The organism is Microvirga sp. 2MCAF35, assembly GCF_052115545.1.
In the GTDB taxonomy this organism is placed as follows: Bacteria; Pseudomonadota; Alphaproteobacteria; order Rhizobiales; family Beijerinckiaceae; genus Microvirga.
The window spans coordinates 1-23,706 of the sequence record NZ_JBFRGW010000055.1; the positions used below are offsets into that span (position 1 = coordinate 1).

Consider the following 23,706-nt stretch of genomic DNA (forward strand, 5'->3'; position numbering starts at 1 on the left):
CGGCATAAGGTTGAGAACATGTTCGCCAAGCTCAAGGACTGGCGCCGGATCGCCACCCGCTACGACCGCTGCGCCCACACCTTCTTCTCAGCCATTTGCATCGCGGCTGCCGTCGCCTTCTACCTCAATTAACGAGTCCTGAGCCTAGATCTTACTCGCTTGTATAGCGGCGAGGACATCCTCGCCACTGACGGCCTTGCCGCCGGGCCAGGAATCCCAGTTGGCGCCATGCTCCATGGCATTGCGCAGCATATGCTTGTAGCTGCGCCTGGGAACCTCGACGGCGCCGAACTGCGCCAGATGCGAGGTCACGAACTGGGTATCCAGGAGCGAGAACCCGCCCCGGCGCAGGCGCGCCACCAGATGTACCAGCGCGACTTTCGAGGCGTCCCGTTCCGTATGGAACATGCTCTCCCCGAAGAAGGCCCCGTTGAGGCGCACCCCATAGAGTCCTCCGACGAGACGATTCTCCCGATAGACCTCCACCGTGTGGCAGTATCCCGCGTCGAAGAGTTCGCCGTAGAGTTCGCGGATACGCCGACTGATCCAGGTTTTCTCCCGGTCTGCCCCCGGAGCGGCGCAACCGGCGATGACTCCATCGAAATCCCGGTCGACCCGGATCTCGAACTGGTCCGAGCGGACGGTCCGTGCGAGGCGCTTCGAGACGCGAAAGTTGTCGAGAGGGATAATGCCCCGCTCACGAGGTTCGACCCAGAAGAGCGACGGATCGTCCGCATCCTCCGCCATGGGAAAGATGCCGGCCGCATAGGCTTTCAGCAGGATGTCGGGGGTAATCTCGATCGCGTGGTCAGGAGACCGGGTCATTCACTCACTTATCCGATCGTTCGAGCTGTCCTTCATAAAGTAGGATAGCCGGAACGCGAAGTCAGACTGGATTCAGGTAGATTTTGCCAAGTTCCCGGACTTCTTCATCAGTTTTCTGAGACTTCGTCGCGAGGCCCCACAGGTCATGCCGGCTCGGGCGACGAAACCCGAAGAATTTGGCGAACCCGGATCGAATGCAGGCGTCCCTGAGAGACTTCAGCGTGAAGCCCGTGTGATGGGCCATGTAGAGATTGCCGCTCTCCATGGCGGGCCTGAACCCGAATAGCATGTCGATAGGAGAAACCGGCCCCCGTCCGCTTTCATAGAGCGGCGTCTCGATGTCTCCTTGAGACAGCCGTTCGCCAATCGTTTGGAGATCGGGGCACGTCAGGATCACGAAGCCGTCCTGCTTGAGCACGCGTTGCATTGCTTGCAGCGCCAGAGACACTTCATGCGGGTAAAGATGCTCGATATTGTGCGCCGAATAGACAGCATCGAAACTGTCGGAGGCGACATGAGACATTTCGGGAAGTTTGTCGACGATGTCCGGGCGAACGTTCTCGTCGATATCGAGTGTCACTTCCTCCCATGCCCGGTCGGCGAATGCCTTAACGGTCTGGTTCTTGCGTTTAGGGCCGCAGCCGACATGGAGAAAGCGAGGCATGGTCTCCCATAGCCTCGCATTTAGGAAGGAGGCCCTCTGTTCCGATAATGGCAGAATAGAGGGATGGATATTTTATAACAAGACTTACTCGGTTTCGCCCAGGCCGCCCGTCTTCAGGAAATTCTCCAGCCAGTGGATGTCGTACTGGCCGTTCTGGATGTCCGGGTTGCGGACGAGGGTGCGGAAGAGCGGCAGCGTGGTGTCGATCCCGTCCACCACGAACTCGTCAAGGGCCCGGCGCAGGCGCATGAGGCACTCGTTGCGGGTGCGGCCATGGACGATGAGCTTGCCCACGAGGGAATCATAGTGCGGCGGGATGCGGTAGCCCTGGTAGGCCGCCGAATCGACGCGCACGCCGAGGCCGCCCGGCGGATGGAAGTAGCTGATCGTGCCGGGCGAGGGGCGGAAGGTCGAGGGATGCTCGGCGTTCACGCGGCACTCGATGGCATGGCCTTCGATCTTGATGTCTTCCTGTCTGACCGAGAGCGGATGGCCGGCCGCCACGCGGATCTGCTCATTCACCAGGTCGATGCCGGTAATCATCTCGGTGACCGGGTGCTCCACCTGGATGCGGGTGTTCATCTCGATGAAGTAGAACTCGCCGTCCTCGTAGAGGAACTCGATGGTGCCGGCGCCCGCGTATTGCAGGTCCTGCATGGCCTTGGCCACGACGCCGCCGATGCGCTCGCGCATCTCGACATTGAGAGCCGGCGAGGGGCCTTCCTCCCAGACCTTCTGGTGGCGGCGCTGCAGGGAGCAGTCGCGCTCGCCCAGATGGATGGCATTGCCCTTGCCGTCGCCCAGAACCTGGATCTCGATATGGCGCGGCTTTTCCAGGTATTTCTCGATATAGACCGCATCGTCGCCGAAAGCGGCCTTGGCCTCGGTGCGGGCGGTCTGGAAGGCGTGAACGAGGTCGTCCTCGTTGCGGGCCACCTTCATGCCGCGTCCGCCGCCTCCGGCGGCTGCCTTGATGATGACCGGGTAGCCGATGTCCCGGGCAACCTTCTTGGCTTCGGTCTCGTCGTTGATCCCGCCCTCGGATCCGGGCACGCAGGGGATGCCGAGGCGCTTGGCGGTGCGCTTGGCCTCGATCTTGTCGCCCATGATGCGGATATGCTCCGCCTTCGGGCCGATGAAGGCGATGCGGTGATGCTCGAGCACCTCCGCGAAACGCGCGTTCTCGGACAGGAAGCCGTAGCCGGGATGGATGGCGTCGGCGCCGGTGATCTCGCAGGCGGCAATCAGGGCCGGGATGTTGAGGTAGCTGTCGCGGGCGGCCGGGGGACCGATGCACACGCTCTCGTCCGCGAGGCGCACATGCATGGCGTCCGCGTCGGCGGTGGAGTGCACGGCCACGGTGGCGATGCCGAGCTCCTTAGCGGCGCGCAGGATTCGCAGGGCGATCTCGCCGCGATTGGCAATGAGGATCTTATCGAACATGTCGCGCCTTACTCGATGACGAGGAGGGGTTCGCCGTATTCAACAGGAGTTCCGTCTTCGACATAGATGGCGGTCACGGTGCCGGCGCGGGGCGCCACGATCTCGTTGAAGGTCTTCATGGCTTCGATGAGCAGGACCTTGTCGCCTGCCTGGACCTTGGAGCCGATCTCGACGAAGGACTTCGCGTCCGGAGAGGGCTTGCGGTAGGCGGTGCCGACCATGGGCGAGAGCACCGCGCCCGGATGGGGGGCACCGGGCTTGGCCGCCGTGGAAGCCTCGGCGGCCGCCGGAGGCGGGGCCATCATGGGGGCAGGGCCGGCATAGGCTGCGGGAGCCGCGACCGGGACGGAGACGGAGGCCGTGATCGTGCGCGCCACGCGGATACGAAGGTCGCCCTTCTCCACTTCGATCTCGCTGAGGTCTGTGTCGGCGATCAAATTCGCCAGCTCACGGACGAGATCGGGATCGAAAGGGTTTTCCTTGGCCATGGGCTTACCTCTACTTCCTGAGGAACTAGTGCTGGGAGGGTTTCGCCTGCCGCGCGCGCTCGGCCATCACCTGGTGAACCGCTTCCAGGCCGAGCACATAGCTCATGGGCCCGAAACCACAGATCACGCCGACGGAAACGGGCGCTATGAGCGAGCGATGGCGAAAGCCCTCACGGGCATGAACATTCGAAATGTGGATCTCGACCGTCGGAGCGCCGCTGCCGGAGATGGCATCGCGGAGCGCGATCGAGGTGTGGGTATAGGCGCCGGCATTGATGACGATCCCGGCTCCCTGCGCTCCCGCTTCCTGGATCCAGTCCACGAGCTGTCCCTCGTGGTTCGACTGGCGGAACATGATCGCCGTCCCCAGGGTCCCGGCCTTCTCACGCACGAGCGTCTCGATGTCGGCCAGCGTGGTGCTGCCATAGACGTGAGGCTCTCTGCGGCCGAGCAGGTTGAGATTGGGTCCGTTGAGGACGAAGACGGTGGTCATCGGATAAGGAGCGTTCCTTGCAGCCCCGTCTGGCGGAGCAGAAACGCCCTCTTAGCCAAAAGGCAAGCAGGGGGGAAGGGGAAAACCAAGGCTTTCCCAAGCTTGACGAGTGTTCCGTAACGGAATTCGCCTATCCGGCCGCCCCGATTGGGAGGGCGAGGCGCGTCCAAACGTAGGGATCACCGGCCCTGATTCCCGGATCAAGTCCGGGGAGGTGATGACGTAGTGGGAATAGAAGGGAGTTTGGAAACTACCCGCAGCTCGCCTTGCCGCACTGGCGCACATTGTCCACGAGCTGCTTCAGGGGCTCGAGGCCGACGGCGCCGGGGATGACGGTTTCGCCCACGATGAAGGCCGGCGTCCCGGTCAGGCTGAGCTTGTCGCCGAGGGCCATATTCTCCTGGAGGGCATTGCGGACATCTGGGCTCTCAATGTCCTTCTGAAGGCGCGCCATGTCGACGCCCATCTCCTTGGCCACCGCCATGGCGCGCTCGCCGTTCACACGGCCGCGGCTTTCCAGGACCTTGGTGTGATAATCGAAGAGCTTCGGGCCCTGGAGCTGGTTCTTGACCGCAAGCGCCACCCGGCTCGCCTCGACGGAATCGGGCCCGAGGACCGGGAAATCTTTCAGGACGACCCGCAGCTTCGGGTCGCTCTTCATCAGCGTCTGCACGTCGGACAGCGCCTTCTTGCAGTAGCCGCAATTGTAATCGAAGAACTCCACCAGGGTAATGTCGCCCGAGGCATTGCCGACCACGTAGGAATGGGAGGCGTTCAGGAGCGCCTGTTTCGTCTCCTTCACAGCGCCGGCCTGGGCGACCTGCTGCGCTTCCGCCTGGCGCTTCTCGAGCTCGGCGATCACCTCGGTCAGGACCTCGGGGTTCTTCAGGAGATAATCCTTCACGATCTCGCCGATGGCCTGCTTCTGCTGGTCGTTGAAGACCGTGCCCTGCGCCATCGCGGCGGGGGCGATCGCTAGAGCGCCGAGCAGGGCTGCGGTCCGGCCGATGGAGAGAAGCGAAAAGCGCATATTCGGTCCTTTGCGGAAGTCTTCGACGCCTCTGTCTACCAATGGTTCGAGGCGGAGTTGAGACTCGTTGTTCTACCGCGAGTTAGCGGCTTATGGAGTGCGGCGTCAAATCACGGGTTCGTATTGTATGACAATGTCGCGCCATGAACCGCCTTGAGACCGCCCCGGCAACGGGATACGAGCCTCTCATGACCAAATCATCCGCCGATCTCCACTCACCCCTCATCGCCCGCCGCATGGATCGCGTGGCCTCCTTCCTCGCCATGGACGTGCTGAGCGCGGCCGCAGCCAAGGAACGGCGGGGGGACAGCGTCATCCACATGGAGGTCGGCCAGCCGTCCGCGCCCGCTCCGCGCGCCGCCCGGGAGGCGGCCAAGGCCGCTTTGGACCTCGGCCGCATCGGCTATACGGAGGCCCTCGGCATCTCGGCCCTGCGGGAGAGGATTGCCCGGCATTACCGCGAGGCTTATGGCGTGAGCATCGCACCGGAGCGGGTGGTCGTGACCACCGGCTCGTCGGCCGGGTTCGTGCTGGCTTTCCTGAGCCTCTTCGATCCGGGACAGCGGGTGGCGATCACCGCGCCGGGCTATCCGGCCTACCGGAACATCCTGGAGGCGCTCGGCATCGAGCCGGTGACGATCCCGCTCGCCAAGGCGGATGGCTGGATCATGACCGCCCGGGCCATCGAGAAGGCCCATGCGGAGAAGCCGCTCCACGGCATCCTCGCCATGAGCCCGGCCAATCCCTCCGGCACCATGATCGGCCGCAAGGCCCTGGCCGAGCTGGGCGAGACCTGCCGCCGCCTGGGGCTGTGGTTCGTGTCGGACGAGATCTATCACGGGCTGACCTACGGCGAGGCTGCGTCCACGGCGCTCGCCTCCGACGACGATGCCGTCGTGATCAACTCCTTCTCGAAATATTACTGCATGACCGGCTGGCGCATCGGCTGGATCGTGGTTCCGGACCGCCTGGTTCGCCCCATCGAGCGGCTGGCGCAGAACCTCTACATTTCGCCCCCCTACCTCTCCCAGGTGGCGGCGCTCGCCGCCTTCGACGCGGCGGAGGAGCTCGAGGCCGTGAAGGCTGCTTACGCCCGCAACCGCGCCTATCTCCTGGAGGAGCTGCCCAGGATCGGCATCACCGAGATGCACCCGGTGGACGGCGCCTTCTACATCTATGCCGACATCGCCCGCTTCACGAACGATTCCATCGGCTTCTCCAGGCGCATGCTGGAGGAGGCGGGTGTGGCCGCGACGCCAGGGCTCGATTTCGACCCCATCGAGGGTTCGCACTACCTGCGCCTGTCCTTCGCCGGTTCCGAGAATGATTGCCGCGAGACGGTGGCGCGGCTGAAGGGGTGGCTGAAGTAACTGCACTCGTCATCGCCGGCCCTGTGCCGGCCATGACGTGACGAGTAAAGACTCTTTCAACAAAATGCCCGGCTCATGGCCGGGCATTTCATTTTGGACCTTACGATCCGCTCAAGACCGACTTGGCCTTGGACCACCAGCCGGCGCGCTTCGGGCGCTCGGGATCCGGCGGGGTCAGGACGACGGCGACCGGTTCCGGCTCGGGAACGACGGGAGCCGGCGGAGGAACGGGCGCTTCGGCGATAGGATGGGATGACGTAACGATCGGCTCGCTTTCGGCGGTCGGCCGGGGCTCCGGAGTCTCGGAGGCGGCTTCTGCCGGAGCGGCTTCGACCGGAGCCGGCGCGGCCTGAACCTGGTCGGGAGCCACGAAACCTTCCTCGATGGCGAATTCCTCGGCTGTCTCGTCACGGCCACGTCCACGACCACCGCGGCGACCGCGACGGCGGCGGCGTCCGCCGCGGGAATCCTCGTCCGACTCGCCTGCTTCGGCGGGAGCAGCCTCCGCACCGAAGGCCTCGACCTCGGCTTCTTCCTCGTCGGATTCGCCCTCGGCCTCTCCGGCTTCCACACCGTCCTCGCCCTGGGCTTCGCCCGCAAAGCCTTCCCGGTCGCGACCGCGACGGCGGCGCCGACGACGGCGACGGCGTCCGCCGCCTTCACCTTCCTCGCCGCGCTCTTCGCTGCCTTGAGCCTCCTCGGCGGCTTCTTCTTCAGCCTCGACCTCAACCTCAACCTCTTCTTCAGGCTCGTCGATGGCAATCGCGTCGATCTGGATGCCGGTCGCGGCCGACTTATGCTCGAGCTTGAGGGCGGGCTCGCCGCGCTCGATGGCATAGGTGGTCGTGCCATGGAGACTGTCGTCGGCCACGATGGAGATCGCAACGCCGAAGCGGGTCTCCAGTTCGCGCAGGTGGATGCGCTTCTGGTTCAGGATGTAGAAGGCCGCCTCCATCCGGGTGCGGACAACGAGGTTGTAACTGGCATTCTTGATGAGGGTTTCCTCAATCGAGCGCAGCACCTGCAGGGCAACCGACGGCGTCGAGCGCACGAAGCCCGTGCCGGCGCAATGCGGGCAGGGGATCGAGGAGGATTCCAGTACGCCGGTGCGGATGCGCTGACGCGACATTTCGAGGAGGCCGAAGGGCGAGATGCGGCCTACCTGGATGCGGGCGCGGTCGTTCTTCAGGCATTCGTTGAGTTTCTTCTCGACGGCGCGGTTGTTGCGCTTCTCCTCCATGTCGATGAAGTCGATCACCACGAGACCGGCGAGATCGCGCAGGCGCAACTGGCGGGCGATTTCCTCGGACGCCTCGAGGTTGGTGCGCAGCGCCGTGTCCTCGATGTTGTGCTCGCGGGTCGAACGGCCGGAATTCACGTCGATGGAGACGAGGGCTTCCGTCGGGTTGATGACGAGATAGCCGCCCGATTTCAGGGTCACCACGTTGGAGAACATGGCATCGAGCTGGGCTTCGACGCCGAACTTCGCAAAGAGGGGCTGCGGATCGCGGTAGGGTTGGACCAGCTTCGAATGGCTCGGCATGAGCATCCGCATGAAGTCCTTGGCCTCGCGATAGCCCTCCTCACCGGCGACCATGACGTCGTCGATGTCCTTGTTGTAGAGGTCGCGGATGGCGCGCTTGATGAGGGAGCCTTCCTCATAGACGAGGGCGGGGGCCGCCGACTTGAGGGTCAGCTCGCGCACGCTTTCCCAGAGGCGCATCAGGTATTCGTAGTCGCGCTTGATCTCGGGCTTGGTGCGCGAGGCGCCGGCCGTGCGCAGGATGATGCCCATTCCCTCGGGCACCTCCAGCTCCTGGGCGATTTCCTTCAGTCGCTTGCGGTCGGCCGCGTTGGTGATCTTGCGGGAGATGCCGCCGCCCCGGCCCGTGTTGGGCATGAGCACGGAATAGCGACCGGCGAGCGACAGATAGGTGGTGAGCGCCGCGCCCTTGTTGCCGCGCTCTTCCTTGACGACCTGAACCAGCAGGATCTGGCGGCGCTTGATGACTTCCTGGATCTTGTACTGCTTGCGCGGCGCGCGCCGGCGCTGAGGCAGGTCCTCGATCGCGTCGTCTCCGCCGAGCTGCTCGACGATCTCGTGCTCTTCCACATCGTGATCGTCTTCGTCCTCGTCCTCGTCTTCTTCGTCCTCGTCCTCGTCGGTGTCGCCTTCGGGCGCCCGGGCCTCGGCGGCTTCCGCAGCCTCATCGCCCTGTGCAGCCTCGTTTCCCTCCGGGGCCTCCACGTGGGCCGAGCCTTCGACCGCCTCGACCGCGGCCTCGCCTCGCGCCAGGTCGCTGGCCGTCACCGGAGCGACGGCATCCTGCGTCTCGGCACCGTAGGCCTCGTGCTCCTCGCCAGAGGCCCCAGCTTCAACGGAGCTGTCGCCATCCTGGGCCGCCTCCATGGCGCCCTCGGTTCCGGCTTCGGCTTCCGTCGAGACCACGGTCTCGTCGTTCTTGGCCCGCCGCGGTGAGGAACGGCGACGGCGGCCGCGGCTGCGACGCTCTTCTTCCTGCTCTTCCTCGCGCTGAGCCTCGGCCTCGGCTTCGAGCAGCGCCTGACGGTCGGCGACGGGGATCTGATAGTAGTCGGGATGAATTTCGCTGAAGGCGAGGAACCCGTGACGGTTTCCGCCGTATTCCACAAAGGCCGCCTGGAGCGACGGTTCGACCCGGGTCACCTTGGCGAGATAGATATTCCCGCGCAGCTGCTTCCGGTTAGCGGATTCGAAGTCGAATTCTTCGACCTTCTGACCACGTACCACCACGACCCGGGTTTCTTCCGGGTGTGAGGCATCGATGAGCATCTTGTTTGCCATGTTGAACTCTCGACATGGCGATCGAGGGCAGGACCTGAGGCAGGGGCCGCATTGTGGGCGGATGGCCGCGCCGCCAAGAAGGACGGCGGGCTGAAATTGCGTTCGGAGTGCTGTCGATCGCCATCGTGCGCCGCTTTGGGGCGCATTCTGGGTTGAATTGGGCCGGCTTTGAGCCGGAAAGGGTGAAGCCAGGGCGTGCGCGGGATGAAACGCGCGATTCGAACGGTGCAGAAACGAAGGTCAGAACTGACTTCGTGTGCGCAACCATTCGACACGACCCTTTCGTACTAGGTATCGATGAGCCGAAACTCGGTCATCGGCGGGTGGCGACAAGTGTCGCCCTATGATCCTGTCCGTGAGCCTGTCGAGGGTGACGGGTCTCCTGGAGGATCGGTCAACACAACCGTCTCCTCCGGATCCGCCGTCAGATTCGGCCATGCCGGACGGGATCAAGATCATTACAGAGCGATTGGGGCATTTGGCAAGATCCCGTGTCACTGTGCTATGAATGCAACAGAGTGTCATGAATCCAGCGTGCGACGTGAGGTTCCGTTAACCAAGCGCCGTCTATCAGTATAGGAAGGACGCTCGTCACTTCAGCGATCACCAATGCCCATTTCCCCCTTCCTCCGCCTTGCCGGCGCTTGCCTCATGGTGGTCCTCGTGGCCTCGGGGGGCAATCATGCCCATGCGGCCGGAGAGGGTGCGAAGGCAGGTGCTCCCGCCATCGCGGCCGCCGTCGCGGTCGAATCGGATGGGGCTAAAACCCGTTTTAAGGTTACCCTTTCGAAAGCCGTGATGGCGCAAGTCTCGCTGATGGAGCGCCCCGACCGGGTCATCATCGACCTGCCGGAGGTGGCCTTCCATCTTCCCCAGGAAGCGGGTCGCAGCCGGGAAGGTCTCATTGCGTCGTACCGCTACGGTCTCTTCGCCCCGGGCCGCTCCCGGGTGGTCATGGAGCTGACGCAGCCCGCCGTGGTTTCCGGCATGACCACCGCGCCCGATGCCACGGGCGCCGCAACGATCCTGACCATCGAACTGTCCCGCACCGAACGGGATGAGTTCCACAAGGCGGCCGTCGAAAGCGCGTCCGCCACGAAGGAGGCCTCGGCGCCCATCGTCCAGGATGTCAAGGATGCCCGGCCGGTCATCGTGATCGATCCCGGCCATGGCGGTATCGACCCGGGGGCGAACGCCTCTTCGGGCAATGTCTACGAGAAGGACCTGGTTCTGGCCTTCGCTCAGAGGCTGAAGCGGAAGCTGGAGGAGAACGGCCGCTACAGGATCGTCATGACCCGCGACGAGGACGTGTTCATCTCCCTCGGCGACCGGGTGCGCGCCGCCCGCGGGGTGCAGGCCGATCTCTTCATTTCCATCCATGCGGATTCGATCTCCGGCGGCCAGGAGGTGAGGGGGCTGACGATCTATACCGGGGCCGAAAGGGCTTCGGACGCCGATTCAGCCAGGCTCGCCGACCGCGAAAACAAGGCGGATGCGGTGGCAGGCGTCGAATCGCGCGATATTCCGGACGATGTGTCGGACATCCTGATGGAACTGACACTGCGGGAAACGCGGAGCTTCTCCCACGGCTTCGCCAGCCGTCTCGTGGGCGAGTTCGATTCCATCGCTCGCCTCAACAAGAATCCTCACCGGCAGGCCCGTTTCCAGGTGCTACGGGCGCATGATGTCCCGTCGGTCCTGGTCGAACTCGGCTATCTTTCGAGCCAAAAGGACCTGGACCTGTTGATGTCCGAGGAATGGCGCGCCAAAATGGTCTCGGCCATGTCTGTCGCGGTGGATCGCTTTTTCGCCGCGCGGATTGCCCGCAGGGGTGCTGCCGCAGTTTTACCATAGAGAGAGTGTGGATACCCCATAGCGGGGGCGCGATTCATCGGGTAACGAGGATGCGCGTTTCAAGATCTGCATAAACGGGCGCCCTGGGCGCCGTCATGGAACACCTTCGGATGCGCTTTGTCCTAAGATTTTTCGGCTTCCTCTTCAGCGTCGGAGCGATCTTCTTCCTGATCGGCGCCGTGGGGCTCGCCTATGGGTTCTGGTTCTATTCGAAGGATCTGCCGGATCACGCCCAGCTCGCCAATTACGAGCCGCCGGTGATGACCCGCATCCATGCGGCGGACGGCAGCCTGATGGCCGAATACGCCCGCGAGCGCCGCCTCTACGTGCCGATCCAGGCCGTTCCCAAGCTCGTGATCGGGGCCTTCCTCTCGGCCGAGGACAAAAATTTCTACAAGCACATGGGCGTGGACCCCGAAGGGCTCGTGCGCGCCGTCGTGGCCAATCTCCGGTCCGGCGGAGCGAGGGAGCAGGGCGCTTCGACGATCACCCAGCAGGTCGCCAAGAACTTCCTCGTCGGCAACGAGAGGAGCTACGAGCGCAAGATCCGCGAGGCGCTGATCGCGCTGCGCATGGAATCCACCTTCTCCAAGGACAAGATCCTCGAGCTCTATCTCAACGAGATCTTCCTCGGCACCCTGACCCCGGGCCGCAACCTGCACGGCATCGCGGCGGCGGCGCTCGACTATTTCGGCAAGTCCATCCACGAGCTCACCATCGCGGAGGCCGCCTACATCGCCGCTCTGCCCAAGGGGCCGAACAATTACCACCCCTTCCGCCAGCGCAAGGCCGCCATCGACCGTCGGAACTGGGTGATCGAGCGCATGGCCGCCAACGGCTACATCTCGAAGGAGGACGCGGAGGCGGCCCAGAAGGAGCCTCTGAACGTCAAGCCGCGGGTGGTCTCTCCGAACAGCATCGCGTCGGGCTACTTCGCCGAGGGCGTGCGCCGCGACATCGCGGAGCGCTACGGCGAGGAAACCCTCTATGAGGGCGGCCTGCTCATCCGGTCGACCCTCGATCCCAAGATGCAGGCCATGGCTCGCAAGGCCCTGGTCGACGGTCTGGTGCGTTTCGACGAGGCGCGCGGCTGGCGTGGATCCCAGCAGAAGATAGACCTCGCGGGGCGCGAATGGGGCTTGGCCCTGGCGGAGGTGCCAGCGCTCGGCGACGTGCAGCCCTGGCGTCTGGCCGTCGTGCTTGAGGTGGCCGGCGGGCGGGCGAAGATCGGCCTGCAGCCTAAGCGCGAAGCGTCCGGGCAGTTGGTCAAGGACCGCGAGACCGGCCTTGTGACGGCCGATGGCGCGAAATGGACCCGCCGACCCGTCGAGCGCGCCATTTCCGTCGGCGATGTGGTCTATGTGGAGCCGATGAACGACAAGCCGGGCCAGTTCCGCCTGCGCCAAATCCCCGAGATTTCGGGCGCCATCGTGGCCATGGATCCCAATACGGGCCGCGTCCACGCGATGGTGGGCGGCTTCTCCTATGACCAGAGCGAGTTCAACCGGGCGGTCCAGGCCATGCGCCAACCGGGTTCCTCGTTCAAGCCGATCGTCTACGCGACCGCCCTCGACAACGGCTACACGCCATCGAACCAGATTATGGACTCGCCCTTCGTGCTCGACATGGGCCCAGGACAGGCTGCCTGGGCACCGTCCAACTACGACGGCAAATCGGGCGGTCTGCGGACCCTGCGCTACGGCATCGAGCATTCCAAGAACCTGATGACGGTGCGTCTCGCCAACGAAGTCGGCATGCCGGCCATCTCGGAATATGCCCGTCGCTTCGGCGTCTATGACGACCTGCTGCCGCTGCTCTCCATGTCGCTTGGCGCAGGCGAGACAACCGTCATGCGCATGACGGCGGCCTATTCCATGTTCGCCAACGGCGGCCGCCGCATCAAGCCGACCCTGATCGACCAGATCCAGGACCGCAACGGCCGGACGCTCTATCGCCACGACGACCGCAGGTGCAGCGGCTGCGATGCGGAGAAGTGGGATGGCGGTGCGGCGCCCAAGCTGACCGAAACGCGCGAGCAGGTGCTCGATCCGCTGACCGCCTACCAGATCACCTCGATCCTCGAAGGTGTGGTCCAGCGCGGCACGGCGCAGTCGGTCAAGGCCGTAGGCAAGCCGCTCGCCGGCAAGACCGGCACCACCAACGACGCCAAGGATGTGTGGTTCGTGGGCTTCTCGCCTGATCTCGCGGTCGGCGTGTTCCTCGGCTACGACACGCCTAAGTCCCTCGGCAACGCGGCGACGGCGGGCCAGTACGCGGCACCGGTCTTCCGCGATTTCATGCAGATGGCGCTCAAGGACAAGCCGGCGACGCCGTTCCGCGTGCCCGCGGGCATCAAGCTGATCCGCGTCAATGCCGCCACCGGCACCCGCGCGGGCGGCGAGGGCGGCGGCACGATCATCGAAGCGTTCAAGCCGGGCCAGGCTCCGCCGGAATACGTGCCGCCGGAGCCTTCGGCGGAAGAGGTCCCGCAGGCCGAGTATGCTCCGGCTCCTCCGCCGGGGGGGCAACGGGCCGTGGGCGTAGGCCCGGGCGGATTGTACTGAGCGGCTTCGCTCTCATATAGAAATCGCCCATCACACATGGAAAACGGATTGTTCTTCGGCCCTGTCTTCAGCCGTCGGACAATCCGTTGACTTTAGGGAGGGGGCCTTTGACAGCCAGCGGGTCCCCCCTTAAGACGCCACCATCACAGGCACGGACAGCAAAGACATCATGCGCGCCGAAATTCAACATCTCGTAGAAGAGACCAAGCAGTCAGTCGGGCTGCTGAGGAGGCATCTTTGACTGGGATACTGCCCAGCGACGCCTCGCGGAACTGAACGCCCAGGCCGAGGATCCGAATCTCTGGAACGATGCCGACGCCGCGCAGAAGATCATGCGCGAGCGCACGTCGCTCGAGGATCAGATCACGGCCGTGAAGCGCCTTGAGCAGGAACTCGAAGACGCCATCACGCTGATCGAACTCGGTGAGGCCGAGGAGGACGAAGCCACGATCCGAGAAGGCGAGGAGACGATCCGCGGCCTTCAGGCCGAGGCGGCCCGTCGCCAGGTCGAGACCCTGCTCTCGGGCGAGGCGGATGCCAACGATACCTATGTGGAAGTGCATTCGGGCGCGGGCGGCACAGAAAGCCAGGACTGGGCCAACATGCTCCAGCGCATGTATGCCCGGTGGGCCGAGCGCCGGAAGTACAAGGTCGAGCTTCTCGAAATCACCGACGGCGAAGAGGCCGGCATCAAGAGCGCCACGCTCCTGATCAAGGGCCTCAACGCCTATGGCTGGCTCAAGACAGAGTCGGGCGTGCACCGTCTCGTGCGCATCTCGCCTTACGATTCGAACGCACGCCGCCACACGAGCTTCGCGTCGGTGTGGGTCTACCCGGTGGTGGACGACCGCATCAATATCGAGATCAAGGAATCCGACTGCCGCATCGACACATTCCGGTCCTCGGGCGCCGGCGGCCAGCACGTGAACACCACCGACTCGGCGGTGCGCATCACGCATATCCCGAGCGGCATCGTCGTGGCCTGCCAGCAGGAACGCTCCCAGCACAAGAACCGGGCGACCGCCTGGAACATGCTGCGCGCGCGCCTATACGAAGCCGAGCTGAAGAAGCGCGAGGAGAAGGCCAACGCCGAAGCCGCCGCCAAGACGGATATCGGCTGGGGCCACCAGATCCGCTCCTACGTGCTCCAGCCCTACCAGATGGTGAAGGACCTGCGCACCGGCGCCCAGTCCACGAGTCCGCAGGACGTGCTCGACGGCGACCTCGACCCCTTCATGGAAGCCTCACTCGCCCAGCGCGTCTATGGTGGTGACGCCGAGGTCGAGGATATCGATTGAGATAAGAAGGCCCGCTTGATGAATAAAGCGGGTCTTATCCATTGCAGGCAGCTCAATCTATACGACGTAGAAGTCGGAGGCACTGACTGCCACCGTTCCAAGGAGCTTTGCAAAGCGCAGAGCAACTGACGGGCCCGAGCCGTCTGGGTCGTAAGAAAGAGATTGCTCTCCCCGATTGAACAGGATCCGGTCATCCGCATCCACCGCGGCTGCTCCTTCCACAAAAGCCCGATCGCTCAAGATGCCCTTTGCGAGAGTGCTGAAGATCGTCGATGAAAGGACGATCTTGTCCTCATATTCCCAATCCTCATCATCCCAATACGCATCCAGCGTTTGGTTGAAGTCCATGATCTGGTCGATGTCGTCGATACCATTGAACGCCGTATCGAATACAAACTGATCACTGCCGTGGCCACCCGTTAAGGTGTCGCTACCTGTCCCTCCCTGCAGCATGTCGTTACCGAACCCTCCACTCAGGGTATCGCGACCAACGTCTCCGTAGAGCACGTCATCGCCATTCCCACCACTCAGGAAATCGTTGCCGTCCTCCCCGTAGAGAACGTCGTTGCCGTTGAAGCCGTAGATCTTGTCATCGCCGTGACCGCCCTTGATGATGTCCTTGACCGCGACGCCATGGATGACGTCCCCCTTGCTCTTGCCGATCTGGGTGAGGGTTTGGGTCGATGCGCTCCAACTCCATTTCGCGACCTGTCGCCCATCTTGCGAAGGGCTGCCGTAGAGAGCACGAATAGCCTGGATGTCCAGGAGACCGAGACCAACCGACTGCATGTTGGGATCTCCCCCCGTGTAGCTCATCACAGTATGCTGCACGTTATCCAAGTCTGATCTCAACAGTTGCTTGTTGTAATCCATCTTGTGGAAGGGATGCTTGAGGCCGAGCGCGTGGCCAATCTCATGGAGAAGGACATAGAGCTTATAATTACTATTCGACGAGAGTTCGGTACGATGCTCGGTGTTAAGGTAGACGTTGCCGCCACCGAAATCTCGAATTAAGCCCCCTTCGTCAAAGAAATCCCGGCCGAGCTCTGGAAATTCCGCCCAGGCAATCAGATCCGGATCTGCCGCCCACTGCCATTGGAATTTCAGTTCGGCATCAGCCCCCTTGACCTCTATGAACCGGATACCAGAAGCGTCGCCCCACATCTTTAGGGCTTTTCGCGCTATGGCCTTGTCTTGGCCCCCGAACTTCGATGATCCCCACCGAGGACCGTTGAACGTATAGGTCAGGAAAACCGGGGTCTTGCTGAATGTCCGGCCCGACAGGGCATTCCAGCTCTGGCCCGAAAGAATGGCTTTGTAGTCCGTCATATTTGGAGAGGCCTTGCAGATGGCGGGGAACGTCTTCCTAATTGTATTACGTTTCAATCAAGGGCTGCAAGGTCGTTTCCCATCACTCGCCGAGAGACTTGGCGGCTTTCAACACTTCCAATGCATGACCCGGCACCTTCACCTTGTTCCAGACCTGGGCGATGTTGCCCTCGCGGTCGATCAGCACCGTGGTGCGCTCGACGCCCATGTATCTGCGGCCGTACATGCTCTTCTCGACCCAGACGCCATAGGCATTGAGCATGGTCTTGGCCTCGTCCGAGGCGAGGGCGAAGTCGAGGCCGTATTTGGCGCGGAACTTGTCGTGGCTCTTCAGCGGATCCGGTGAGACGCCGATGATTTCCGTGCCAGCAGCGGCGAATTCATTCCTGAGGGCCTGAAAGTTCTGCGCTTCGAGCGTGCAGCCACTGGTATCGTCCTTGGGGTAGAAATACAGGACGACCTTGCGGCCCTTCAGGCCGTCGAGGCTGATTTCCCGACCATCTGTCGCAGGGAGCGAGAAGGCCGGAGCTTTGGTTCCGATGGTAAGAGGCATGAATCGCCTTCCTTTCGGCGGAATGTACTGTTTGGAAACCTCTGGTGTGCACGACTGACGGGAACGGTCGCGGGAGGCACCTGAGGCAGTTAAGGTCTCTTCTCTGATTCCCTGATACGCGCCCAGGCGCAAGAACCGGATTGTCCAACGTCACAAGAATGAAGCTTCCATTTCGTACCACGTTGTCCCGGCGAGAACCGGTCAAACGGAGCCTCCTCAACCGCGTTCTTCGTGGCACTCTCTATGTGAAGCTTGGGCTTGTCGTCTTCGTGGTCGCCGCGTTCGGCCTGCTTTACCTGCGTCTCTCTGCGGCCCCCATGAGTTTCGGGCGCCTGCCTGAACGTGTCGCCGAGGCCCTGGCGGCGCGCATCGGGCCTGGCTGGAACGTCACCTTGGGTAACACCGCCATCGAGTTGCACGACGGCTCGCCCGCCTTGCGCGCGAACGGCCTCGACATCCGGGCTCCGGGCGGCGATCTCGTCCTGCGGGCTCCATACGCGATCTTCAGCGTCAATCTCACATCCCTTCTCACCGGCAACATTCAGCCCAAAGCCATTACGGTGCGCGACCTGCAATTACGGGTCCTCGTGAACCGGGACGGGTCGCTCGCCTTCTCGCCCGTGCAGGCCACCGAAGGCAAGGCGTCCGCTTCGCCTCCGCCCGTTGCCCCTGAGCCGTCGAAGGAAGCCGCGGCATCCTTGGCTCGCGATGCCAATGGTCCTTCCCCCGTCTCGGGCGTCGTCGGGTCGCTGCTCGATCTCATGGTCGGCCCCGGGAGCGTTCTCAACACGCTCGGCCAGGCGGAGCTGACCAATGCGCGCCTGGTCTTCGTCGATGCGGACGGCCGGGAGCGGGCCAGGTTCCAGCGTGTCGATGCGGTTTTCGACTGGACGGACAAGGGCGGACGGCGGTTCGCCGCGACGGTCGAAGGGGACCAGGGTCCCTGGGTTCTCAACGGCGAAGCCGTCGTGGAAGGCGATGGTGCCTATCGGGCCGGCGTGGACGCGCGGGAAGTGCCGATCAAGGACATTCTCCTGCTCGCGGGAGCGTCCGAGCTGCCGGCGAGCACCGATATCGAGTTCTCCGGCCGTTTCGACATCGCTTATGCGTCGGGCCGCGTCACGCAGATGAAGGCGCGGCTCGACAGCACCGCCGGCACGTTCCAGATCGAGGACAAGGACACGTCGGCCTTCCCGGTGGAGCGCGCCACGATCGAGGCGCAGTGGAACGAAGCCGAGAAGGCTCTCGAACTCCAGAAGCTCGACCTGAAGGGCGGCGACACGAAGCTGCAGCTCCAAGGTCGTCTTGCCACGGCCAGCGCCGACAAGCCGTGGCACCTGTCGCTCGGTGGTCGCAATCTCCAATGGTCCGGTGCGGCCGCGGGGGATCGTCCGCTTCAGGTCAGCGAGTTCGCGGCCGACCTGTCCGGTCCGGACGGCGTCACGATCAACAGCCTCACCCTGAAAGGTCCGGAGCTGTCGGCCCGCATCAGCGGCCTTCTCGGGGCTTCCGCCGATCCGAAGGGCCTTCACCTGGATGTGCACGCGGACAAGACGAACATTCGCTCCGCTCTGCGGGTCTGGCCCGAGGCGGTCGCTCCTCCGGTCCGGCGGTTCCTGGTCTCAAACCTGAAGGCAGGGATGCTGGATAGCATCGATCTCAAGGTGGCGATGAGCGGCGCGGATATCGCGAAGGCGATATCGGACGGTCCGACGCCGCCGGACTCCCTGAAGATCGAATTCGCCATCTCCGATGGCACTCTCCAGATTGCCGACGGTCTTCCGCCGGTCTCGGGAATGAATGTGATCGGACGTGTGACCGGGAAGGAGATCGGCGTGCGCGCGTCGACCGGGCTGGTCCAGATGGCGGAGGGCCGCTCCCTGGCGGCTTCCGACGGTGCATTCATCCTGGACAATTACTGGGACGACACCGCGCAGACCCGGATCGACTTCCGCCTCAGCGGCGGCGCCGACGGATTGGGCGCTCTGCTGCTGGAGCCGCGCATCAAGGAAATCGCAGGCTTCAACATCGATCCCGCGACGATGAAGGGCAAGGCGGATCTGCGCGTCGGGATCAGGCTCTCCGTCCACGACATCCCGCCTTTCGCCGACATGCCCCTGAAAGTCAGCGGAACGATCAATGATTTTGCCGTCGACAAGTTCTTCGGCAAGGACCGCCTGGAAGGCGCCACCCTGACGATCGCCTATGACAGGGGCGAGCTGGCCGTCAAAGGCGATGGCAAGCTCGCAGGAAGCCAGGCCACCATCGATCTGCAGAAGAACCGGCAGGGCGGCCAGGCCAGCGTCGCGTTCTCGCTGGACGAGGCGGCCCGTAGCCGGCGGGGGCTCTCCTTCGGCTCCCAGCTCACGGGAACGGTTGGCCTGAAGGCAAGCCTGCCTCTCGGCGCGTCGGCCCCGTCGATCATCCTGGTCGAGGCGGATCTTGCCAAGGCCGGAATCGATCAGCTGATCCCCGGCTGGGTGAAGCCGGCCGGACGACCAGGAAAGCTGAGCTTCACGATGGTCGATGGCCCGACCAACGAGATCCGGGATCTCGTTCTCGAGAGCGGCGCGGTGCAGTTGAAGGGCAATGCGGTGCTCACGAGCGAGGGGGGGCTGGAAAAGGCGGAACTCTCGACCTTCAAGCTTTCGCCCGGCGACGACATGCGCGCCCAGGTCGAGCGCACCAACAACGTCTATAAGGTCACGATCCGGGGCAATGTGGGCGACGCCCGTCCCTTCGTGAAAGGCGGCGCCACGGGTTCCGCCGCGTCGGGCCGGAATGCTGCCGCTCAGAAGGACGGCAAGGAATTCGATCTCGATCTCAACCTGAACATCCTCACCGGCTACAATGAGGAGGCGATCACCAATGCGGCGATCAAGGCCTCCGTGCGCAAGGACAACCTTCGCCAACTCGACATGAAGGGGCGTCTCGGCGCGACCGACGTCATCGGGCGGACCATGACGGATGCGGGCAATCCGGTGGTGATCCTGCAGGCGCAGGATGCCGGTGCGCTCCTGCGCTTTACCGACGTTTATCGGCGCATGTCCGGCGGCGATCTCATTCTCCAGATCGCCACGGGCGACGGCCCACAGTCCGGGCATGTGATCCTGCACTCATTCGCCCTGGTCAACGAGCCGGCCCTTCGCCGGATCATCCCGACCCAGACCCAGATCGTCGCCGGGCAGGACCGAGCCGGCAATCCGCAGACGGTCCGCGTGGACGTGAACGAGGTGCAGTTCGCCAAGGCCCGCCTGGAATTCACCCGCAATGCCGGCCGGCTCGATTTCAAGGACGCGGCCATCTGGGGCAACCAGATCGGGTTCACGCTCGGCGGCTTCATCGATTATGCCCGCGACCGGCTCGACATCTCCGGCACCTTCGTCCCCGCCTACGGCCTCAACAACGTCTTTGCCCAGGTTCCGCTCTTCGGACCGCTGTTGGGCGGGAGTCAGTATGAAGGGTTGTTCGCGGTCAATTTCCGCCTGAACGGGCAGGCGAGCTCGCCGTCCCTGACGGTCAATCCGCTTTCAGCCGTCGCTCCCGGCTTCTTGCGCAAGCTCTTCGGCGTGGGAGCGGAACCGCAGACGGGATCACTGCCGACGGTGCCGGAGCGTTAGGAGCATTGAGGGCGAGGGCGGGATCTGAAAGCATTTGATCACGCGCATACGTCATCACCTCCCTGGACTTGATCCGGGGACCGGTGCCGGTGATCCCGATCGGAAGGCGCCGCGCATCACACAAGCGGGATGGCCAGCACAAGGCCGGCCATGACATGGCGGGTGTCATCCTCGGCGAGCCGCAGGCAAGGGAAGAGGATCCACTCCCGCGCGCTGAGCGATGGATTCCCTTCTCCTTCGCTACGCTCCGGCCGGGAATGACACTGTAGCGCTTGTCGCTCTGGGACCGCTGCTTAGACGGCGCGAAGGAGGACGTGCTTCTTCTTGCCGAAGGACAGCTTGATCACGCCTTCGGCGGTCAGGTCGGAAAGGCCCAGTGTCGCCCGTTCATCCGAAACCGTTTCGTCGTTCACCTTCAGACCGCCGCTCTTCACCTGGCGGCGCGCTTCGCTCGATGAGGGCACGAGCTTCGCGTAGTCCGGGCCGAAGGCCGTCAGCACGCCGAGTCCCTCCTGCAGGATTCTGGACTGCACCTCGATGGTCGGCAGGCTCTCAGCCAGCGCACCCTGCTCGAAGGTCTTCTGCGCCGTATCGGCCGCGAGCAGCGCGGCTTCGCGGCCATGGAGGAGGGCCGTGGCTTCCGTTGCGAGAACTTTCTTCGCCTCATTGATCTCCGCGCCCTGAAGGGCCGAGAGCTTGGCGATCTCGTCCATTGGCAGGATGGTGAAGAGCTTCAAGAAGCGGCCGACATCCGCATCCTCGGTGTTGCGCCAGAACTGCCAGTAATCGTAGGGGCTCAGCATGTCGGCGTTGAGCCAGACCGCCCCGGAGGCCGTCTTGCCCATCTTGGCGCCGGACGCCGTCGTCAGGAGCGGGCAGGTGACCGCGTAGAGCTGCGGCGTGCCGAGCCGGCGGCCGAGATCGATGCCGTTGACGATGTTGCCCCACTGGTCCGAGCCGCCCATCTGCAGCACGCAGCCGTAGCGCTTGTTGAGCTCCACGAAGTCGTAGGCCTGGAGGATCATGTAGTTGAATTCCAGGAACGACAGCTCGTGCTCCCGTTCGAGGCGCAGCTTCACGCTGTCGAAGGACAGCATGCGGTTGACCGAGAAGTGGCGGCCCACGTCGCGCAGGAACTCGATGTAGTTGAGCTTGGTCAGCCACTCGGCATTGTCGGCCATCATCGCGTCGGTTTTACCGTCGCCGAACGAGATGAAGCGCGAGAAGACCGTCCTGATGCTCTCCTTGTTGGCCTCGATCTGCTCGACGGTCAGGAGCTTGCGGCTCTCGTCCTTGCCCGAGGGGTCGCCCACCCGGGTCGTGCCGCCGCCCATGAGCGTGATCGGCTTGCCGGCGCCCGTCTTCTGGAGCCAGTGCAGCATCATGATGGAGAGCAGGTGCCCCACATGCAGGGACGGCCCCGTGCAGTCATAGCCCACATAGGTCGTCAGCCGGCTCTCGAGGGCAGCTGCATCCACTCCGTCGAAATCGGACGTCTGGTGAATGAAGCCCCGCTCGGTGAGGACTTTCAGGAATTCGGATCGGGGCGCGTTCATCGCGGCTCTCGTCATAAAAGGTTCAAGGGCGCCCTTCTAACAGGTTGTCCCGGGGATTCCACCTAATCATCACGCTTCCCGGGAGGACATATCTATTGCCAAGCTCTTAAATTGAATTAATATAACATTAAGCGACATGCAGAGGGAGAGACTTCCATGTGCTATGCTTGTGTTGCCGATGGTAAGGGCGTTTCTTGGGCCTCGTTTTCACACAATCTGGAAAGGAGGGCCTCCCTTACGTCACTTAATGACCACGACACATATGGTACAGGGAGCAGAGATACTTCCTTCTTATCCTATAGCCGAGCGGGGACTTCTGAGGAGACTGCAAAGTGGGCATCCTTTGCAGCCGGTGCACCCTTGTTCAGCAGTGTTTCGTCTTGGTTCTCCGGTGCCTATGATTGGCTGAACGAGAATGTTTCAGGCCTGCCTCTAGGGGTTTTTTCTGCCGTTGCGGCAGGTCTCCCGAATGTTGCGATTGCGGGCACCAAATATTATGCCCCGACCAACATTGATCGGGATGTGCTAGCGGTCTTCTCCGGATCCCAATGGGCTAACAGCACGATCACCTACAGCTTCCCGGATTCACGCTCGGATTTCGAATGGATCAATCCCAGCGCTTCGGGCTTCAAGCCTTTGTCTCTGGATTCGCAAACTGCCTTCCACGGCATTTTCAAGGGGACAGCCGGAGTGATGTCTCTGACCTCACTCGAATCGTTCACGAACACGACATTCGTTTACGCAGGTCGGAATGATGCCAACATCAAACTGAGTGCCTACGAACCCGGTGACATCATCAATCGCAGTCACGGATATTATCCCGGCGTCCCCGTTTATGGCGGCGACACGTGGATTACCCATGCGGACGGGACGGCCGCTCTCGGGAGCTACCAGTATTATCTGCTTTTGCATGAGCTCGGGCATTCGCTTGGCATGAAGCACACGCACGAAAGCGGCGGAAACCTGCCGAAAATGAGTGCTCAGCATGATTCGACCGAATACTCGGTCATGTCGTACAACGTCACTGGGCGACCACAGACATTCATGATGTACGACATCGCCGGCCTGCAAGAAATGTATGGCGCCGATTTTACGACGAACAGTGGCAACACCGTCTATAAGTGGAGCCCGCAAACTGGTGAGACTTTCGTAAACGGCGTCGGTCAGGGCCGGCCCATTTCGAATGCAATTCTCCTGACGATCTGGGACGGAGGAGGGGTCGATACCTACAATTTTGAGAACTACAGCACCAATCTCAAAATCGATCTGTCGCCAGGTCGCTTCTCCTTAACGTCTGCCACCCAGCTCTCGGCCAGTGCAAAGGGCAACGTCTACAACGCGTTGCAGTATCATGGTGATATTCGCTCTCTGATCGAGAATGCGATCGGCGGATCGGGGAACGACATGATTATAGGCAACGCCGCCAACAACGTTCTTTCCGGGAATTCAGGGAACGATTCCCTAGATGGCGGCAATGGCAACGACAAGCTCTACGGCGACGATGGCAACGATTTCCTTTCTGGCGATCGTGGCAACGACCTCGTCATGGGCGGCGCTGGCAACGATGTCATCTATGGTGGCGCGGGCGCCGACACGCTCGACGGCGGCGCTGACATCGACACGCTCGTCTATGATGGGGCGGAGGGGGCTCTGGTCGACCTGCGCACCGGCTACACCGCCGGTCAGGCGGCGGGCGACGTGATCAGCGGCTTCGAGAACGTGGTCGGCGGCTCGGGCAACGACACGGTCTATGGCTCGGCCGACGCCAACGAGCTCAACGGCCAGGACGGCAACG

General features: G+C 63.1%; 16 protein-coding genes and 1 pseudogene. 7 read left to right on the forward strand and 10 right to left on the reverse strand.

The window, feature by feature from the left end; all coding sequences use genetic code 11:
* A pseudogene (locus AB4097_RS19800) lies at positions 1-132 on the forward strand (IS5/IS1182 family transposase); the annotation flags it as partial.
* 12 nt (positions 133-144) lie between these two features.
* Here AB4097_RS19800 and aat read toward each other — a convergent pair.
* The 6 genes from aat to AB4097_RS19830 form a co-directional block, all read right to left on the reverse strand.
* A complete protein-coding gene (gene aat, locus AB4097_RS19805; protein ID WP_442042722.1) occupies positions 145-825 on the reverse strand; it encodes a leucyl/phenylalanyl-tRNA--protein transferase in 681 nt (226 codons plus the stop codon).
* A gap of 61 nt (positions 826-886) precedes the next feature.
* Positions 887-1,489: a class I SAM-dependent methyltransferase gene (locus AB4097_RS19810; protein WP_442042724.1), complete on the reverse strand. Its 603-nt coding sequence runs from the start codon at positions 1,487-1,489 to the stop codon at positions 887-889.
* A gap of 84 nt (positions 1,490-1,573) precedes the next feature.
* Positions 1,574-2,932, reverse strand: a complete 1,359-nt coding sequence (gene accC, locus AB4097_RS19815) for an acetyl-CoA carboxylase biotin carboxylase subunit (RefSeq protein WP_442042726.1) — start codon at positions 2,930-2,932, stop codon at positions 1,574-1,576.
* Positions 2,933-2,940: 8 nt separating this feature from the next.
* Positions 2,941-3,420 (reverse strand): acetyl-CoA carboxylase biotin carboxyl carrier protein, encoded by a 480-nt coding sequence (gene accB / locus AB4097_RS19820; protein ID WP_442042728.1) that lies wholly within the window; start codon positions 3,418-3,420, stop codon positions 2,941-2,943.
* 25 nt (positions 3,421-3,445) lie between these two features.
* Positions 3,446-3,913 carry a type II 3-dehydroquinate dehydratase gene (gene aroQ, locus AB4097_RS19825; protein ID WP_442042730.1) on the reverse strand — a complete coding sequence of 156 codons (468 nt, stop codon included), beginning with the start codon at positions 3,911-3,913 and terminating at the stop codon, positions 3,446-3,448.
* A 250-nt stretch (positions 3,914-4,163) separates the two neighbouring features.
* Entirely contained in the window at positions 4,164-4,943 is a 780-nt protein-coding gene (locus AB4097_RS19830; RefSeq protein ID WP_442042732.1) for a DsbA family protein, read from the reverse strand.
* 188 nt (positions 4,944-5,131) lie between these two features.
* Between AB4097_RS19830 and AB4097_RS19835 the strand changes: the two genes are divergently transcribed.
* Complete coding sequence (locus tag AB4097_RS19835) at positions 5,132-6,313, forward strand: pyridoxal phosphate-dependent aminotransferase (protein WP_442042734.1); 1,182 nt, start codon at positions 5,132-5,134, stop codon at positions 6,311-6,313.
* A 100-nt stretch (positions 6,314-6,413) separates the two neighbouring features.
* Here the strand turns inward: AB4097_RS19835 and AB4097_RS19840 are convergent, their stop codons facing one another.
* Positions 6,414-9,137 (reverse strand): Rne/Rng family ribonuclease, encoded by a 2,724-nt coding sequence (locus AB4097_RS19840; RefSeq protein ID WP_442042737.1) that lies wholly within the window; start codon positions 9,135-9,137, stop codon positions 6,414-6,416.
* A 609-nt stretch (positions 9,138-9,746) separates the two neighbouring features.
* On the opposite strand from AB4097_RS19840, the gene AB4097_RS19845 reads away from it, so the two are divergent.
* From AB4097_RS19845 to prfB, 3 genes are all read left to right on the forward strand, one after another.
* Positions 9,747-10,991 carry an N-acetylmuramoyl-L-alanine amidase gene (locus AB4097_RS19845; protein ID WP_442042739.1) on the forward strand — a complete coding sequence of 415 codons (1,245 nt, stop codon included), beginning with the start codon at positions 9,747-9,749 and terminating at the stop codon, positions 10,989-10,991.
* Between the two features lie 110 nt (positions 10,992-11,101).
* On the forward strand, positions 11,102-13,555 hold the full coding sequence (locus tag AB4097_RS19850) for a penicillin-binding protein 1A (protein WP_442042741.1): 2,454 nt from the start codon (positions 11,102-11,104) through the stop codon (positions 13,553-13,555).
* Positions 13,556-13,724: 169 nt separating this feature from the next.
* A protein-coding gene (gene prfB / locus AB4097_RS19855) for a peptide chain release factor 2 (protein ID WP_442042743.1) occupies positions 13,725-14,853 on the forward strand; the annotation gives its coding sequence in 2 pieces (ribosomal slippage) (positions 13,725-13,793 and positions 13,795-14,853; 1,128 coding nt in all).
* 57 nt (positions 14,854-14,910) lie between these two features.
* On the opposite strand, the gene AB4097_RS19860 is transcribed toward prfB, so the two are convergent.
* Both AB4097_RS19860 and AB4097_RS19865 read right to left on the reverse strand, forming a co-directional pair.
* The gene (locus AB4097_RS19860) at positions 14,911-16,182 is read right to left on the reverse strand and encodes a matrixin family metalloprotease (RefSeq protein ID WP_442042745.1); all 1,272 of its coding nucleotides are present in this window, start codon (positions 16,180-16,182) and stop codon (positions 14,911-14,913) included.
* A gap of 82 nt (positions 16,183-16,264) precedes the next feature.
* On the reverse strand, positions 16,265-16,735 hold the full coding sequence (locus AB4097_RS19865) for a peroxiredoxin (protein WP_442042747.1): 471 nt from the start codon (positions 16,733-16,735) through the stop codon (positions 16,265-16,267).
* 158 nt (positions 16,736-16,893) lie between these two features.
* Here AB4097_RS19865 and AB4097_RS19870 point away from each other — a divergent pair, with 158 nt between their 5' ends.
* The gene (locus AB4097_RS19870) at positions 16,894-20,355 is read left to right on the forward strand and encodes a hypothetical protein (protein ID WP_442042749.1); all 3,462 of its coding nucleotides are present in this window, start codon (positions 16,894-16,896) and stop codon (positions 20,353-20,355) included.
* Positions 20,356-20,648: 293 nt separating this feature from the next.
* On the opposite strand, the gene tyrS is transcribed toward AB4097_RS19870, so the two are convergent.
* Positions 20,649-21,911, reverse strand: a complete 1,263-nt coding sequence (gene tyrS / locus AB4097_RS19875; protein WP_442042751.1) for a tyrosine--tRNA ligase — start codon at positions 21,909-21,911, stop codon at positions 20,649-20,651.
* A 360-nt stretch (positions 21,912-22,271) separates the two neighbouring features.
* Between tyrS and AB4097_RS19880 the strand changes: the two genes are divergently transcribed.
* Positions 22,272-23,706 (forward strand): M10 family metallopeptidase C-terminal domain-containing protein (locus AB4097_RS19880; protein ID WP_442042753.1); only part of this gene is annotated, 1,435 nt, incomplete at its 3' end.

Excerpts from the sequence above, each read along its gene's own strand:
- aat (WP_442042722.1), bottom strand. The coding sequence starts at position 825 with ATGACCCGGTCTCCTGACCACGCGATCGAGATTACCCCCGACATCCTG.
- AB4097_RS19810 (WP_442042724.1), bottom strand. The coding sequence starts at position 1,489 with ATGCCTCGCTTTCTCCATGTCGGCTGCGGCCCTAAACGCAAGAACCAG.
- accC (WP_442042726.1), bottom strand. The coding sequence starts at position 2,932 with ATGTTCGATAAGATCCTCATTGCCAATCGCGGCGAGATCGCCCTGCGA.
- accB (WP_442042728.1), bottom strand. The coding sequence starts at position 3,420 with ATGGCCAAGGAAAACCCTTTCGATCCCGATCTCGTCCGTGAGCTGGCG.
- aroQ (WP_442042730.1), bottom strand. The coding sequence starts at position 3,913 with ATGACCACCGTCTTCGTCCTCAACGGACCCAATCTCAACCTGCTCGGC.
- AB4097_RS19830 (WP_442042732.1), bottom strand. The coding sequence starts at position 4,943 with ATGCGCTTTTCGCTTCTCTCCATCGGCCGGACCGCAGCCCTGCTCGGC.
- AB4097_RS19835 (WP_442042734.1), top strand. The coding sequence starts at position 5,132 with ATGACCAAATCATCCGCCGATCTCCACTCACCCCTCATCGCCCGCCGC.
- AB4097_RS19840 (WP_442042737.1), bottom strand. The coding sequence starts at position 9,137 with ATGGCAAACAAGATGCTCATCGATGCCTCACACCCGGAAGAAACCCGG.
- AB4097_RS19845 (WP_442042739.1), top strand. The coding sequence starts at position 9,747 with ATGCCCATTTCCCCCTTCCTCCGCCTTGCCGGCGCTTGCCTCATGGTG.
- AB4097_RS19850 (WP_442042741.1), top strand. The coding sequence starts at position 11,102 with ATGCGCTTTGTCCTAAGATTTTTCGGCTTCCTCTTCAGCGTCGGAGCG.
- AB4097_RS19860 (WP_442042745.1), bottom strand. The coding sequence starts at position 16,182 with ATGACGGACTACAAAGCCATTCTTTCGGGCCAGAGCTGGAATGCCCTG.
- AB4097_RS19865 (WP_442042747.1), bottom strand. The coding sequence starts at position 16,735 with ATGCCTCTTACCATCGGAACCAAAGCTCCGGCCTTCTCGCTCCCTGCG.
- AB4097_RS19870 (WP_442042749.1), top strand. The coding sequence starts at position 16,894 with ATGAAGCTTCCATTTCGTACCACGTTGTCCCGGCGAGAACCGGTCAAA.
- tyrS (WP_442042751.1), bottom strand. The coding sequence starts at position 21,911 with ATGAACGCGCCCCGATCCGAATTCCTGAAAGTCCTCACCGAGCGGGGC.